This window comes from Lawsonibacter hominis, assembly GCF_014287895.1.
GTDB classification, from domain to species: Bacteria; Bacillota; Clostridia; order Oscillospirales; family Oscillospiraceae; genus Lawsonibacter_A; species Lawsonibacter_A hominis.
The window spans coordinates 53,660-67,620 of the sequence record NZ_JACOPP010000016.1 but is presented as its reverse complement, the minus strand read 5'-3'; the positions used below and the strand labels follow the sequence as shown (position 1 = coordinate 67,620).

12 protein-coding genes are annotated in these 13,961 nt (G+C 62.9%); 4 read left to right on the top strand and 8 right to left on the bottom strand.

All coding sequences use genetic code 11. The features are described 5' to 3' along the window. Positions 1-168: 168 nt before the first annotated feature. From H8S57_RS11580 to H8S57_RS11555, 6 genes are all read right to left on the bottom strand, one after another. Positions 169-1,347, bottom strand: a complete 1,179-nt coding sequence (locus tag H8S57_RS11580; RefSeq protein WP_186908249.1) for a M24 family metallopeptidase — start codon at positions 1,345-1,347, stop codon at positions 169-171. Positions 1,348-1,812: 465 nt separating this feature from the next. Beyond that, positions 1,813-3,324 (bottom strand): 4-alpha-glucanotransferase, encoded by a 1,512-nt coding sequence (gene malQ, locus H8S57_RS11575; RefSeq protein WP_186908248.1) that lies wholly within the window; start codon positions 3,322-3,324, stop codon positions 1,813-1,815. A gap of 5 nt (positions 3,325-3,329) precedes the next feature. Beyond that, positions 3,330-4,349: a LacI family DNA-binding transcriptional regulator gene (locus tag H8S57_RS11570; protein WP_186908247.1), complete on the bottom strand. Its 1,020-nt coding sequence runs from the start codon at positions 4,347-4,349 to the stop codon at positions 3,330-3,332. 32 nt (positions 4,350-4,381) lie between these two features. Then, a complete protein-coding gene (locus H8S57_RS11565) occupies positions 4,382-5,230 on the bottom strand; it encodes a carbohydrate ABC transporter permease (RefSeq protein WP_186908246.1) in 849 nt (282 codons plus the stop codon). Then, on the bottom strand, positions 5,230-6,081 hold the full coding sequence (locus tag H8S57_RS11560) for a carbohydrate ABC transporter permease (RefSeq protein ID WP_186908245.1): 852 nt from the start codon (positions 6,079-6,081) through the stop codon (positions 5,230-5,232). Before H8S57_RS11560 ends, H8S57_RS11565 begins: the two co-directional genes overlap by 1 nt. A 173-nt stretch (positions 6,082-6,254) precedes the next feature. Next, entirely contained in the window at positions 6,255-7,595 is a 1,341-nt protein-coding gene (locus H8S57_RS11555) for an ABC transporter substrate-binding protein (protein WP_186908244.1), read from the bottom strand. Positions 7,596-7,918: 323 nt separating this feature from the next. Between H8S57_RS11555 and H8S57_RS11550 the strand changes: the two genes are divergently transcribed. The 3 genes from H8S57_RS11550 to H8S57_RS11540 all read left to right on the top strand — a co-directional run bounded on the left by H8S57_RS11550 (position 7,919) and on the right by H8S57_RS11540 (position 11,391). Then, the gene (locus H8S57_RS11550) at positions 7,919-8,509 is read left to right on the top strand and encodes a TetR/AcrR family transcriptional regulator (RefSeq protein WP_186908243.1); all 591 of its coding nucleotides are present in this window, start codon (positions 7,919-7,921) and stop codon (positions 8,507-8,509) included. Positions 8,510-8,712: 203 nt separating this feature from the next. Then, positions 8,713-10,254 carry a sodium/proline symporter gene (locus H8S57_RS11545; protein ID WP_186908242.1) on the top strand — a complete coding sequence of 514 codons (1,542 nt, stop codon included), beginning with the start codon at positions 8,713-8,715 and terminating at the stop codon, positions 10,252-10,254. Positions 10,255-10,461: 207 nt separating this feature from the next. Continuing rightward, a complete protein-coding gene (locus tag H8S57_RS11540; protein ID WP_186908241.1) occupies positions 10,462-11,391 on the top strand; it encodes a sugar phosphate nucleotidyltransferase in 930 nt (309 codons plus the stop codon). A gap of 119 nt (positions 11,392-11,510) precedes the next feature. Here H8S57_RS11540 and H8S57_RS11535 read toward each other — a convergent pair whose 3' ends face one another. Together H8S57_RS11535 and H8S57_RS11530 are read right to left on the bottom strand one after the other, a co-directional pair. After that, positions 11,511-12,095, bottom strand: a complete 585-nt coding sequence (locus H8S57_RS11535) for a dipicolinate synthase subunit B (protein WP_186908240.1) — start codon at positions 12,093-12,095, stop codon at positions 11,511-11,513. A gap of 2 nt (positions 12,096-12,097) precedes the next feature. Further along, positions 12,098-12,670: an NAD(P)-dependent oxidoreductase gene (locus H8S57_RS11530; protein WP_256176132.1), complete on the bottom strand. Its 573-nt coding sequence runs from the start codon at positions 12,668-12,670 to the stop codon at positions 12,098-12,100. 104 nt (positions 12,671-12,774) lie between these two features. Between H8S57_RS11530 and H8S57_RS11525 the strand changes: the two genes are divergently transcribed. Further along, entirely contained in the window at positions 12,775-13,944 is a 1,170-nt protein-coding gene (locus H8S57_RS11525; RefSeq protein WP_186908239.1) for a MalY/PatB family protein, read from the top strand. The last annotated feature ends 17 nt before the right edge of the window (positions 13,945-13,961 follow it).

Genomic DNA, 13,961 nt, shown 5'->3' with positions numbered 1-13,961 from the left:
CCCGGGGTATAGGCCAGGCTCAGGTCGTTCTTGTCCTGCACGCGCACGGTGGAGATCACTTCGATCTTGCCACGCTTGGCGTAATGCAGCTTCAGGCTTTCTTCCGCGATCGGTGTCATTGGCGTCACGCTCCTTATCTTTCTTTGATTGATCCAAACCTGCGCGTTTTCAGCAGATGATCAGGCCGTTGGGCGTGGTGGTCACCCGCTCGCAGCCGTCCTTGGTGATGAGGAAGTTGCTGCAGGCCAGTCCCACCACCTTGCCGTCCACCGCGCCGGGGTGGCAGGCCACGTACATGTTCTCCGCCAGGGCCATGGTCTCGGCAGGAACAAAGGCGGGCCGCTCCACCATGTCGTATCCCTGGCCATGGCCGAAGAGCCGCCCTTCGGGCAGATAGCCGTGGGCCACCAGGTACTCGTTGTTGGCCCGGAACAGGTCGGGGCACTTGGCGCCCGGCTTCATCATGGAGGCGATCAGATCCAGGCACTTGGCCGCGGTATCCGCAGCCTGCACATACTCCTTGGGCGGCTCGCCCAGCACCAGGGTGCGCAGCGCCTCGCTGTAGTAGCCCCCGGGGCCGTTGAGCTCGATGAGGCAGAACATCTTGTCCCCCATTTTGGTGCGGCGGTACTGCCAGGGCACCACGCCCTTCACCGGGGTGTTGGGATCGGTGCCGATGGACACGTTGATGATGCACTCAGCGCCCAGTTCCCCGCCCAGAGCCCGGATATCGTTGGTGATCTCATATTCATAGCGGTCAGGCCGGAAAATGGCGGGCATGGCCGCGTATACCTTGTCATGCACGGCGGCAGACCAGCGGATCCGCTCAATCTCCTCCGGGCTCTTGATGGCCTTGATGTAGTCCACCAGCTCGGTGGCGTCCACAAACTCCACCCCGCCGAGTTCTTCGGTCAGGTATTTATACATGCTGGCCGGGATGGTAGCCAGCGCCACGAAGCCCACTTTCCGGTAATTGCGGCGTTTGATGCTCTCGATCATCAGGTCGGGCACGTAGCGGTCGGTGTAGCACAGGGTCGGCATCATGGGGGTGGCGGGGGCTTCCCCCACGCCCCGGGCCAGCTCGGCCGCGATGCTGCGGGTCCCTACGCCGCCGTGGCCGATAAAGGTCATCTCGTCCTCCCGGTGGAACAGGACGGACAGCGGGTAATCCGCCAGCGGGATATCGGTAAACCAGCGCAGATAGCCGCCCAGCATATTGTCGTAGCCGTTGATCACCAGGCAGTCGATGTCCTGCTCCGTCATTTTGGCCCGCACCGCGCTCCAGCGCCGCTCCAGTTCCTCGTTGGAGATGTGGTAGCGGTAACGCTCCGGCATGTCGTGAACCATAAGTTGGAATCCCCCTTATTTCATTTTATGAAATCTTATTTCAATCTTTACCTATCATACCACCGCTCCCCGGATTTTGTCAACGCCTTCCTGCGAGAATCTTTGCCTTTCAGGGGGAGGCAGAGCCGGACGCCGCGCGCGGTGATCCGGTCAAATCCAAGATTTTTCGTGCAAAAAATCTGCCGAAAAGCGTTGGATGCGCAATCTTCGGCAACGCTTTCTCTTGAATCACTCTATAAAATCCAATTTTAAAATAGTACCTGCTGAGGAAACTGCCTTGCGGTTTCTTCGCACGGCAGCCGCCGTGTCACCGCTGCAGCGGGGCATAAACCGTCCCGCCGGGAGGTGCGCGGGCCGTCCCGCCCGCACTCCTAGTCCCCGAACAAAGCCAAAGGGCCCTGAAAGTCTTGGCTTTCAAGGCCCTTTGGCTTTGTTCGGCACCCATTGCACCCCGCCTGGAGAGGTTCAGCCCGGGTAAGACGCCTTCGCCGGCGCGCTGAGGCGCTCATAGAGCGCCGTCTCCCGGCGGAGCTTTGCGGCCAGTTCCGCGCTGTCGAAGCCCGGCGCGGCCCGCCACCGCCAGTTGCCGCCCACGGTGGAGGGGGTATTCATCCGCCCCTCGCTGCCCAGCCCCAGCAGATCCTGCATCTGCACCACGGCGGTATCCGCCGTGCTGGCCCAGGCCGCGCGCATCATACCCCAGTTGGCCCCGTCCGGGTCGTTCAGGCGCAGATAAGCGCGGGCGTAGGCCGCATCCTCCGGGGTAATGGAGGCCAGCCAGCCCAGGGCGGTGTCGTTGTCGTGGGTCCCCACGTACACGACGCTGTTTCGGGGGTAATGATGGGGCAGATAGACCGAGCCGCTGCCGTCCCGGCTGTCGAAGCCGAACTCCAGCACCTTCATGCCGGGAAACCCGCAGTCGTCCCGCAGCCGGTGTACCGATTCCGTCAGGTAGCCCAGGTCCTCCGCAATGATGGGCTTGGGCCCCACCGCCTCCTCCACGGCCTGGAACAGCGCCCGGCCCGGTCCCTGCCGCCAGCGGCCGTTCCGGGCGGTCGCCTCCCCGTAGGGCACCGCGTAATAGGAATCGAATCCCCGGAAATGATCGATGCGCAGCACATCGTAGATTTCGTACTGATAGGCCATGCGCCGTTTCCACCAGGCATAGCCGTCCCGGCTCATGGCGTCCCAGTCGAACAGCGGATTGCCCCAGAGCTGCCCGTCGGCGGAAAAGCCGTCGGGCGGCACGCCCGCCACCTCATGGGGCAGACGGTCCCCGTCCAGCTGAAACTGCTCCGGGTGGGCCCATACGTCCACGCTGTCGCCGGAGACATAGATGGGCAGGTCCCCGATGATCCGCACGCCCCGTCTGCCGGCGCAGTCCTTCAGCGCCCGCCACTGGCGAAAGAAAAGGAACTGCACCCCTTTCCAGAAGGAAATATCCTCCCCCAGGGCCCGCCGCGCCCGTTCCAGCGCCAGCGGCTCCCGATTGCGCAGGGGCGCCTCCCAGTCCTGCCAGGCCGCGCCGCCGTGGGCGCCCTTCAGCGCCATAAACAGAGCGTAATCCTCCAGCCAGAAGGAGTTGTTCTTACAAAAAACAGCAAACTCCGCCGGCGGCGCGGCCAGCAGCCGGGCACAGGCCTTGCGCAGCACCGGGTAGCGCCGTTGGTACAGAAGGCCGTAGTCCACCGCCAGCGCCTGCGCGCCCCAATCCAGCGGCACATACTCCTCCGCCCGCAGCAGGCCGTCCGCGGCCAGATCGTCCAGATCGATCAGATAGGGGTTTCCCGCAAAGGTGGAAAAGCTCTGGTAGGGGGAATCGCCAAAGCTGGTGGGACAGATGGGCAGCAGCTGCCAGTAGGTCTGTCCCGCCGCCTCTAAAAACTCCAGAAAGCGCCGTGCCGCCGCCCCCATGGTCCCAACCCCGAAGGGCGACGGGAGGCTGGTCAGGTGCATCAGGATACCGCTTGCTCTCACATGGATCAGGCCCTTTCCTCTCTCAATTCCCGCGTGCTCTCCCCCGGCAGGAAGCGGTAGGGGATCAGCTCGTGGACCGCCCCCTCCCCCTCGCACACCTGCCGGAGCAGGATCTCCACGCTCCGCCGGGCCATGGTCTCGGCATCCTGGCGGACGGTGGCGAGCTTCGGCACCAAATAGCCGCCCAGCTCGATCCCGTCAAAGCCGACCACGGAGATATCCTCCGGCACGCCCAGCCCCCGGTCATGGAGGGCCCGGATGGCCCCCACCGCCTGCACGTCGGACATGGCGAACACGGCGGTGAGCTCCGGCATCCGGTCCAGCAGATGCCCCATGGCCTCATAGCCGCTGGACATGGCAAAGCGGCTGATCTCATACTGGCGCTCCGCGTCAAAGGCAAGGCCGTGCTCCGCAAACGCCTGCTGCACGCCGAGAAAGCGGGTATACGCAGTGTTGGACGCCTCCATGCACCCGCCGATGATGCCGATCTTCCGATGTCCCAGCGCCATCAGCCGCTCCACCGCCTCCCGGGCCGCTCTGGCGTCGTCGGTGCTGACGCTGGACAGGTTGGCAAAGCCCAGGCCGGCAGCCGAGTTGGTCACCAGCACGCAGGGCACGCGGACGGGCTGGAAGGCAGCGCGGAACAGCTCCAGATTGGACCCCAGAAACAAGATGCCCTGGGGCCGGCGCTCGCGGCAGACCTGGCGGGCCTGCTCCACCTCGTCGTGGTCCTCGTCCAGATAATAGACGGTACTCGGGTACCCGCTGTCCCGCAGCAGAGCCTGGATATGCTCCACGATGTCGGCAAAGAGCATATTCCGGGAACCCTTGATAATGATGGCCACGCCGCTGCTGGACTGCTGCTTGAGGTGCTTGGCATTGCTGTTGCGTTTGAAGTGGTGCTCCTCCACCACCGCCAGCACCCGCTGCCGCGCCGCGTCGGACACATTGGGGCGGTCGTTGAGCACCCGCGATACGGTCCCCACGGCGTAGCCGGACAGCTGAGCGATATCTTTGATGGTCATCCCCTTCACCTCCATACTGCTTCCGGGCACGCTCAGCCCTTGACCGCTCCGGCCACCACGCCCTTGATGATGTGCTTTTGTCCCAGCAGATAGACTACCACGATGGGGAAGATGGTCAGCATGATGCAGGCCATCATGGGCCCCATCTCCACCCGGCCGTAGCTGCCCCGGAAGTACTGGATCAGCATGGAGATGGTGCGGTACTTCTTAATGTCCAGCACCAGCGTGGGCAGCAGATAGTCGTTCCACACCCACATGGCCTCCAGAATGCCCACGGATACCATGGTGGGGCGCAGGATGGGGAAAACCACCTTGAAATAGGTCTGGATGGGATTGCAGCCGTCGATCATGGCGGCCTCTTCGATCTCAACGGGGATGGTCTTCATAAACCCGGTGAACATAAACACCGCCAGCCCCGCGCCGAAGCCCAGATAGATGATGCAGATGTTCCAGGGCGTGTTGAGCCTGAGCTTATCCGCCAGGGAGGAGAGGGTGAACATGACCATCTGAAAGGGGACCACCATAGAGAACACGCACAGATAGTACATGACCTTGGAGGCCGCGGAGTTGACCCGCGTGATGTACCAGGCGCACATGGAGCAGCAGATCAGAATGAGCACCACCGAGGACACGGTGATAAAGGCGGTGTACCCGAAGGAGACCAGAAAGCCCTTGGCGCCGATGGCGTTTGCATAGTTGCTCAGGCCCGCGAAGGTGTCCGCGGTGGGCAGGGTAAAGGCCCCCGAGGTGGTGATGGCGGTCTCCACCTTCAGCGAATTCATAAAGACCATAAAGATGGGGTACAGATAGATCACGCACACGACGGTCATCAGCGCCGTCCAGAATGGGCTGTTGGCAAAAGAGCGGCGTTTGCTTTTCATCACTGCTGCACCTCCCGGGAGCGGGTAGCCCGCAGCTGGATGAGGCCGATGGCCACCACCAGCACGAAGAAGATAACCGCTTTGGCCTGTCCGATGCCCTTCCACTGGGGCCCGGAGCGGGCGTAAAAGGTGTTGTAGATATTGTAGGCCAGCATCTCGGTGGTGTGGCTGGGCTCGCCCTTGGTAAGGGCCAGGTTCTGGTCAAAGAGCTTAAAGGAATTGGTCAGGGTCAAAAACACGCAGATGGTGATGGAGGACATGACCATGGGGATCTTGATCTTCCATAGCGTCTGCCAGGAGGTGGCCCCGTCGATCTGGGCGGCCTCCAGCAGGTCGCCGGGCACGGACTGGAGGCCCGCGATATAGATGATCATCATATAGCCGATCTGCTGCCAGGCCATAAGGATGATCAGCCCCCAGTACCCGGCTGCGGTATTCAGGGCCAGCAGGGGCTTGCCCGCCAGGGAGAGCACGCAGTTGATCAGGATCTGCCAGATGTAGCCCAGCACAATGCCGCCGATGAGGTTGGGCATGAAAAAGATGGTGCGAAACACATTGGTGCCCTTGATGGCCCGGGTCAGCAGCAGGGCCACCAGAAAGGCCAGCACGTTGATCACCACGGTGCTCACCGCGGCAAAGAGGACGGTGAACCAGAAGGAGTAGGTGAAGGTGCTGTCCGCAAAGGCCTTCAAATAATTGCCGATGCCCACCACCTGCGCATTGCCCACCGTGGTGAACCTGCAGAAGGACAGATAGAGCCCCTGGACAAAGGGGATGAGAAAGCCGATGATAAAGGCCGCCAGGGTAGGCAGGACGAAGATGGGGAAATACCGTTTGAGCGCTTTTTCCATGGTGGGTGTTCCCTCCTTTTCTCGGGTCGGGCCCGGTATGCCGTACGCCGGCAAAGCCGGGTCCGCAGCTCCGGTAGCCTTGGATAAAGGCGCGTTCGGCCGCGCCCTCATCGAAAGCCGCCGGGTTTGGAAAAGGGGGAGCCAACGCTCCCCCTTTTCCGGCGGTAACAGCCTCAGCCCTGGCTGAGCTGATATTCAGTGGCCCAGCCGTCCACAAAGGCGGAGACCACGCCGTCCCAATTGGCGTCGGTCTGGTCGGCGGCGTAAGCGGTAAGGGCGGAGCCCACGCCGTTCTTCCACTCCTCAGAGGGCATGGTGGGGAAGCACCAGTCCACGGACTTCTTGCCGGCGGCGATGTACTGGTCCGCGATCCCGACCAGGTAATTGGTGGAGGGCTTGGCGGACCGGAAGGGGCAGACAAAGCCCATGTCGTCGGCCAGGGAAGTGGTGCCGGTCTCAGAGGTGACGACCCAGTACAGGAAGTCCAGGGTCGCCTGGATGTCGGCGGGGTCGGCCTGGCTGTTGACGCACCAGTAGTTCTCAGAGCCGGTGCACAGGCCCTGGTTCTCCTCGCCGTCCACGCCGATGTAGATGGGCAGCATATCCAGGTTCTCGTCGCCCAGGGAGGATACGTCGCCGTAAGCCCAGGTGCCGTTCTGATAGAACACGGCCTGGCCGTTCACGAACTCCGCGACCGCGTCGTCGCCGGTCTTGGCGGAGAGCTCGGCGGGAGCGCAGGTGGCGTTGTTGATGTACAGGTCCCAGATGGCGCGGTAGTTGTCCAGATAGGTGCCGTTGATGGCGTCGGCGTGCACGCCCTCGGCCTCGTACTCATAGTAGATGGGCAGGTTGGCCAGATGGGTCTTGAAGCGCCAGTCGGAGGAGCCGTCCATACCGGCGGAGGTGAACGCGGAGAAGCCCAGCTCGTCCTTGCGGGCGGTGATATCTTCCGCCACGGCCTTCAGCGCGGCGAAGTCGGTGATCTCGTCCATGGAGTGGCCGGCCTGCTCCAGCAGCGCCTTGTTGACGATGATGCCGTAGGTCTCGATGACATAGGCGATGCCGTAGACCGCGTCTGCGTCCTTCAGGGCGAAGTCGTCGCTGGTCAGCTCGCCGTACAGGGCGGAGCCGGACAGGTCATAGCAGTAATCCTTCCAGTTGGCCAGCCCCACGGGGCCGTTGACCTGGAAGAGCGTGGGAGCCTCGCTCTTGCCCATCTCAGCCATCAGTTGGGTCTCGTATTGACCGGACGCCGCGGTGACCACGGTGACGGGCACGCCGGTCTCGGCGGTGTAGGCTTCGGCCAGGGCCTGCCACTGCTCATCCTGCTCGGGCTTGAAGTTCAGGTAATAGACGGAGCCGTCCGCAGCGGGGGCTGTGGTCTCGGGAGCGCCGGTCTCCGGCGCGGCGGTGCCGGGCGCAGGGGTGCCGGAGGTCCCCCCTCCGCCGCATCCGGCCAGCAGGCCAATGAGCATTGCGCCGGAAAGTGCAAGAGCAAACAGTCGCTTTTTCATTCTGATATTCCTCCTGTTCAGTATGGTTGCGGATGGTTGGAAACGTTTCATGGAAACGTTTCCAACCTCTGCGTTTCTATGCTACTCCCCTTTCTTCAAAAATGCAAGCGGATTTTGCGCACTTTCCATAATTTTAGCATTTCACCAAATTTTCATTCGTCTAAGTTGTACAAAACGCCGTCTCTTTTTTTCGCTTCGCCCCGGGCCCATCCTCCCCCATTGCCCTGCGGCCCAAAACACGCTATAATAATGGCCATGGAACCCATGGTTTTGCGGCCGATGCGCGCGGCGCCAGCCGCATCCAGCGGAAGGAGGCGCCTGATATGGCAAAACGGAACGCCCGCAACACCCGGGGCAGGATCGTAGGGGCGGCATGGCAGTTGTTTTATGAGCAGGGCTACGAGCATACTACGGTAGAAGAGATCATCGAGCTCTCCCACACCTCCAAGGGCTCCTTTTACCACTACTTTGACGGCAAGGACGCCCTTCTGAGCACGCTGAGCGACCTGTTTGACGAGAAGTACGAGACCCTGCGGGCGGCCATGGACCCCTCCATGCCCGCTCTGGAGCAGCTGCTCTTCCTGAATGCGGAGCTGTTTTCCATGATCGAAAACAGCGTGTCCATGGAACTTCTGGCCCGTCTGCTGTCCACTCAGCTGGTCACCAGCGGGGAAAAGCATCTGCTGGACCATAAGCGCACCTATTACCGCCTGCTGCGGCGCATCATCGCCGACGGCCAGGCCAGGGGAGAGCTCTCCACACGCCGCAGCGTCAACGAAATGGTAAAGCTCTACGCCCTGTGTGAGCGCGCCCTGATGTACGACTGGTGCCTGTGCGGCGGGGAATACTCCCTGCGGGACTATGCCGCCTCCGTACTTCCGAATTTTTTGAGCGGCTTTCTGCCCGAAGTCTAGTCTCTTTTTCGTCTGTCTGCTTTTCCTTGATCTTTCAATAAAAACCGTATTTTTATTATGTAGGGTATAGACTGTAGTCTATACCCTATTCTGTATTGTAGTCTATTTTTTGCCGTGGTATGATAACCCCATTCTTGTTTCGCCCGGCTCTGCGCGGTGTGTGCCGCAGGCGGGCGGAAACGGTACTTTTGGGAGGGAAAGCAATGACCACGGAACAATTCTGCATCATCGCAGCCATCGTCATCTACCTTTTGGGGATGGTCTATGTGGGCTTTTACTTCAGCCGTAAGGGCGGCGGCTCGTCTTCCGACGAGTTCTACCTGGGCGGGCGGAAGCTGGGGCCCATCGTCACCGCCATGAGCGCGGAGGCTTCGGACATGAGCAGCTGGCTGCTCATGGGCCTGCCCGGCGTGGCCTACCTGTGCGGCATTGCCGACGCAGGCTGGACTGCCATCGGCCTGGCCGTGGGCACCTATCTGAACTGGCTCATCGTGGCAAAGCGGCTGCGCCGCTATTCCACCCAGCTGGGCGCCATCACCATCCCCAGCTTCTTTTCCCTGCGTTACCGGGACGAGCGCCACGTGCTCACCTGCATCGCCGCCATTCTCATCCTTATTTTCTTCATTCCCTACACCGCCTCCGGCTTCAAGGCGGTGGGCACCCTGTTCAACAGCCTGTTCGGCGTGGATTATCACACCGCTATGATCGTGGGCGCCATCGTCATCATCGGTTATACCGTGCTGGGCGGTTTTCTGGCGGTGTCCACCACCGATCTCATCCAGAGCATCGTCATGTCCATCGCCCTGGTGGTCATCGTCTTCTTCGGCATCCAACAGGCAGGCGGGTGGGAGGCCGTACTGGATCACGCCGCCGGTCTCAGCGGCTACCTGAGCATGACGCAGAGCCACGACGCAGCCTCCGGCGCCGCCGTCCCCTATGGCGGCCTGTCCATCCTCTCCACCCTGGCCTGGGGCCTGGGTTACTTCGGCATGCCCCATATCCTGCTGCGCTTTATGGCCATTCAGGATGAGGGCAAGCTGCGTCTGTCCCGCCGCATTGCCTCGATCTGGGTGGTCATCTCCATGTTCGTGGCCATCCTCATCGGCATCATCGGCTACGGCGTCTCCAGGGCGGGCAAGATCCCCCAGTTCGCCTCCAGCGCCGAGTCGGAGACGGTGGTCATCCGCCTGGCCGACCTGCTCAGCCGGAACGGCGTGCTCTTTGCCCTGCTGGCCGGCGTGGTGCTGGCGGGCATCCTGGCCTGCACCATGTCTACCGCCGACTCTCAGCTGCTCACCGCCGCCTCCAGCGTATCCCAGAATCTGCTGCAGGACGTCCTGCACATCCGGCTGAGCGCCAAGGCCGCCATGCTGGCCGCCCGCGTCACGGTCATTGCCATTGCCGTGGTCAGCGTGGCGCTGGCCTGGGACCCCAACAGCTCGGTATTTACCATCGTCTCCTTCGCATGGGCGGGCTTCGGGGCCGCCTTCGGCCCGGTGGTGCTCTTTGCCCTGTTCTGGAAGCGCAGCAACCAGTGGGGCGCGCTGGCCGGCATGGTGGCGGGCGGAGGGATGGTGTTTCTCTGGAAGTACCTGATCCGTCCCCTCGGCGGCGCGTGGGACCTCTATGAACTGCTGCCCGCCTTTCTGGTGGCCTGCGTGGCCATCGTGGCCGTGTCCCTGCTCACCCCGCCCCCTTCTGCGGAGATCTGCGGGACCTTCGAGCAGGTCAGGCACACGAAGTGACAACCGCCCCGCCGGCTGCCGCAGCGGCCGGCGGGGCGGTTCGATCTCCCGGTTGCACATTTTCCCATTTGCAATTATAATACTGTCTGCCGGGACGGCCGCCGCTTAGCCTTACAAAGACGTCCGCTTCCTCCGCGCCCGCCGTGCCTGCGGGCGCGGGTCCAGCTTCCTAATGCCTTTATTTCAATTTACGGAGGAGTGTGCTCCATGACCAAACCTGTTCTGGTCGTTATGGCCGCCGGTATGGGCAGCCGGTACGGCGGCCTCAAGCAGATCGACCCCGTGGGAAACCACGGCCAGCTGATCATCGACTATTCCATCTACGACGCCCTGCGCGCCGGTTTCAAGCGGGTAGTCTTCGTCATCAAGCGCGAACTCGAGGATCACTTCCGATCCGCCATCGGAGCGCGTCTGTCCCGGGTCATCGACGTACAATACGCGTATCAGGAGCTGAGCGACCTGCCGGAGGGCTACGCCGTTCCCGCCGGCCGTGTAAAACCCTGGGGCACCTGCCATGCCGTGCTGGCCGCCCGGGGCCTGGTGGACGGCCCCTTTGCCGTCATCAATTCCGACGATTACTACGGCCCGGAGGCCTTTCGTACCATATACGATTATCTCTCCCGCCACACGGACCGGCCCGGCTGCTATGAATACGCCATGGTGGGCTACCTTCTGGGCAATACCGTGACCGAGCACGGCCATGTGGCCCGCGGCGTCTGCCGCGAGGATGCCGGGCACTATCTGGAACAGGTGGTGGAACACACCCACATCGAGCCGGAGGGCGCGGACGCCCGCTTTACGGAAGACGGCGGACAGACCTGGACCCGTCTGAGCGGCGGCACCATCGTCTCGATGAACCTGTGGGGCTTCACCAACAGCTTTCTTTCCGAAGCACAGCGGCGCTTCCCCGCTTTTCTGGACCGGGCCCTGGCGGAAGACCCGCTCAAAAGCGAGTATTTTCTTCCCAGCGTCGTCAGCCAGCTCATCGACGCCGGCAAGGCCCGGGTCAAGGTACTGCGCAGCGCCGAGAAATGGTACGGCGTCACGTATCGGGAGGACAAACCGGCGGTGGTGGCCGCCATCGCGGAAAAAACCGCTGCCGGGCTCTATCCCGACGACTTGTGGGCAACCGTCTGAGCCTCCGATTGACGGTAAGCAGGCGCCCCGTTCCCTGCCGCGGCAGGGAACGGGGCGCCTGCTTTTCCGCTTTGGCCCGGGCCGCCCGGCCATTTCCTTTCCCGGCGCTGCAGGTATCGCTACTGATCCGGCCCCAGCACCACCGGCTGGAGCTGACGGCCCTGGAGGGCCGCCTCGATGGCGGCGTTCACCCGGGAGAAATCCGCCGCCAGAGAGGTTGGTTTCCCCACCGGATCATCCTGCCGGAAGGGGACGAAATAGACGTTCTTTTTGTCCATCAGCGCGCCGATATGTTTGGCGCTGGCCGCCAGGGCGTCGTTGGTGGAAATGGCCAGCACCAGCGGCGCGCCGTTGCGCAGATGGGCCTTTGCCGCCATGGTCACCGTGGTGTCGGTGATCCCGCAGGCCAGCTTGGCCAGGGTGTTGCCCGTGCAGGGACACACCAGCAGCACATCCAGCAGATGCTTGGGCCCGATGGGCTCCGCCTTCGGGATCGAGTCGATCACCCGCCGGTCGCAGATGCGCTCCATCTCCCGCATATGATCGTGGGCCGCGCCGAAGCGGGTGTCCAGGGCCGCGCTGGCCTCGGAGACGATGGGCGTCACGTCTCCGAAGCGGGCCTTGACCTGCTCCAGCGCGCTCATGGCCTGGCCGTAAGTACAAAAGGAGCCGCAGAAAGCGAACCCCACGCGTATTTGTTCCATGTTCACACTCCCAACTCGTGAAGGATGTTGTAGATCGTGATCTTGATGCTCTTGCCCGCCGTCACGGGGGCCACCTTTCCGGGCAGCGAGAGCGCCCATATCACCTTCACTCCCAGGCGCGCCGCCGCCTCCAGGTCCACGCCGCCGGGCTTGGAGGCCAGGTCGATGACCAGGCAGCCCGGGCGCAGGTCCTCCAGGTCTTCCTCGCTCAGGATGCGGGCGGGCACGGTGTTGACCACCAAGTCGTAGCAGCACAGCCAGCCTTCCAGCTGTCCGGTGTGCTCGATGCCGTAGCCGCAGCTCTCCGCCCAGGCCAGGTCGGCAAACTTGCGCGCCGCCACGCTGACCTTGGCCCCCAGCCCCGCCAGCCGCTGGGAGAGCGCCCGCCCCAGCCGTCCATAGCCGATGACCAGCGCCCGTGCGCCGTGGATGGTGATGGGCAGCTCCTCCATGGCGATCTGGATGGCCCCCTCTGCGGTGGGCACCGCATTGCCGGCCGGACACAAAACAGGCCGTCCGGCCCGGCATCCCCTCGGGACCTCAGCCGCCTGCAAAAGCTGGCACAGTTTTTGCACCTATTTTCAGCAGTCCCCGGCGCTTCCGTCCGTACCTTGTTCCAGGGGCGGCCGTGTTCCGCCGGATGGCATACCAGAACACAAACAGAAAGGATGGACCCACCATGCAGTATGATTTCGACCAAATCGTAGACCGCTCCCAAAACCACGCCGCCAAGTACGATGAACGGGCCAAAAAATTTGGCACCGCCGATGTGATCCCCCTGTGGATTGCGGACATGGACTTCAAGACCGCTCAACCCATCATCGACGCCCTGTCCGCCCGGGCCCAGGAGGGCATCTGGGGCTACACTGCCCGCCCGGACAGCTATTTTGAGGCCATCCGCAGCTGGCAGAAGCGCCGCCACGGCTGGGACATCGACCCGGACCTCATGAGCTTCAGCCCGGGCGTGGTGCAGTCCATCAGCGCCATGGTAAAGCTCTTCACCCCCGAGGGCGGCAGCGTATTGATCCAGACCCCGGTTTACTCCGAGTTCTATGACATGACCGAGGCCTGGGGCCGCCGGGTGGTGGAGAGCCCCTTTGCCGAGCGGGCCGGGCGCTGGTGTGTGGATTGGGCGGACTTTGAGGCCAAGCTGGAGCAGTCCGACCTGTTTCTCCTGTGCAGCCCCCACAACCCGCTGGGCATCGTCTGGACCCCCGAGGAGCTGGAGCGCATGGCCCGGCTGTGCATGAAGCACCATGTGGTGCTGTTCTCCGACGAAATTCACTCCGACCTGGTCTTCCACGGCAAACGGCACACCCCCGTGGCCGCCCTGTCCCCGGAGATCGCCCGGTTCGCGGTCACCGGCATTTCGGGCACCAAGACCTTCAATCTGGCCGGACTTCAGGCCAGCACCGTGGTCTTCCCCAACGCCCACATGAAGCAGGTGTTTGACCGCTACTGGCAGAACATGGACATCCACCGCAACAACGCCTTCTCCCTCACCGCCATGGAAGCCGCCTTCACCGGCGGCGAGGAGTGGCTGGAGCAGCTGCTCCCCTATCTGAGCGCCAACCTGGACTTTGTAGCCGGCTTTTGCGCCCGGCGCATTCCGAAAATCAAAACCTGGGCTCCCGACGCCACCTACCTCATGTGGCTGGACTGCCGGGCGCTGGGCCTGAGCAATGGGGAGCTGCATGACTTTATGATCCATAAGGCCGGCCTGGGGCTCAACGACGGCAGCAGCTTCGGCCGGAGCCTGAACGGCTTCATGCGGCTCAACGCCGCCTGTCCCAGAAGCGTGCTGAAACAGGCCATGACCCAGCTGGAGGCGGCCGTGAACGCTTTGTAAGGAGCGCGCACGCGCCT

Coding starts and splice junctions, on each gene's coding strand:
- H8S57_RS11555 (WP_186908244.1), bottom strand. CDS start 7,595: ATGAAAAAGCGACTGTTTGCTCTTGCACTTTCCGGCGCAATGCTCATT.
- H8S57_RS11545 (WP_186908242.1), top strand. CDS start 8,713: ATGACCACGGAACAATTCTGCATCATCGCAGCCATCGTCATCTACCTT.
- H8S57_RS11570 (WP_186908247.1), bottom strand. CDS start 4,349: ATGACCATCAAAGATATCGCTCAGCTGTCCGGCTACGCCGTGGGGACC.
- H8S57_RS11580 (WP_186908249.1), bottom strand. CDS start 1,347: ATGGTTCACGACATGCCGGAGCGTTACCGCTACCACATCTCCAACGAG.
- H8S57_RS11525 (WP_186908239.1), top strand. CDS start 12,775: ATGCAGTATGATTTCGACCAAATCGTAGACCGCTCCCAAAACCACGCC.
- H8S57_RS11560 (WP_186908245.1), bottom strand. CDS start 6,081: ATGGAAAAAGCGCTCAAACGGTATTTCCCCATCTTCGTCCTGCCTACC.
- H8S57_RS11565 (WP_186908246.1), bottom strand. CDS start 5,230: ATGAAAAGCAAACGCCGCTCTTTTGCCAACAGCCCATTCTGGACGGCG.
- H8S57_RS11540 (WP_186908241.1), top strand. CDS start 10,462: ATGACCAAACCTGTTCTGGTCGTTATGGCCGCCGGTATGGGCAGCCGG.
- H8S57_RS11550 (WP_186908243.1), top strand. CDS start 7,919: ATGGCAAAACGGAACGCCCGCAACACCCGGGGCAGGATCGTAGGGGCG.
- H8S57_RS11535 (WP_186908240.1), bottom strand. CDS start 12,095: ATGGAACAAATACGCGTGGGGTTCGCTTTCTGCGGCTCCTTTTGTACT.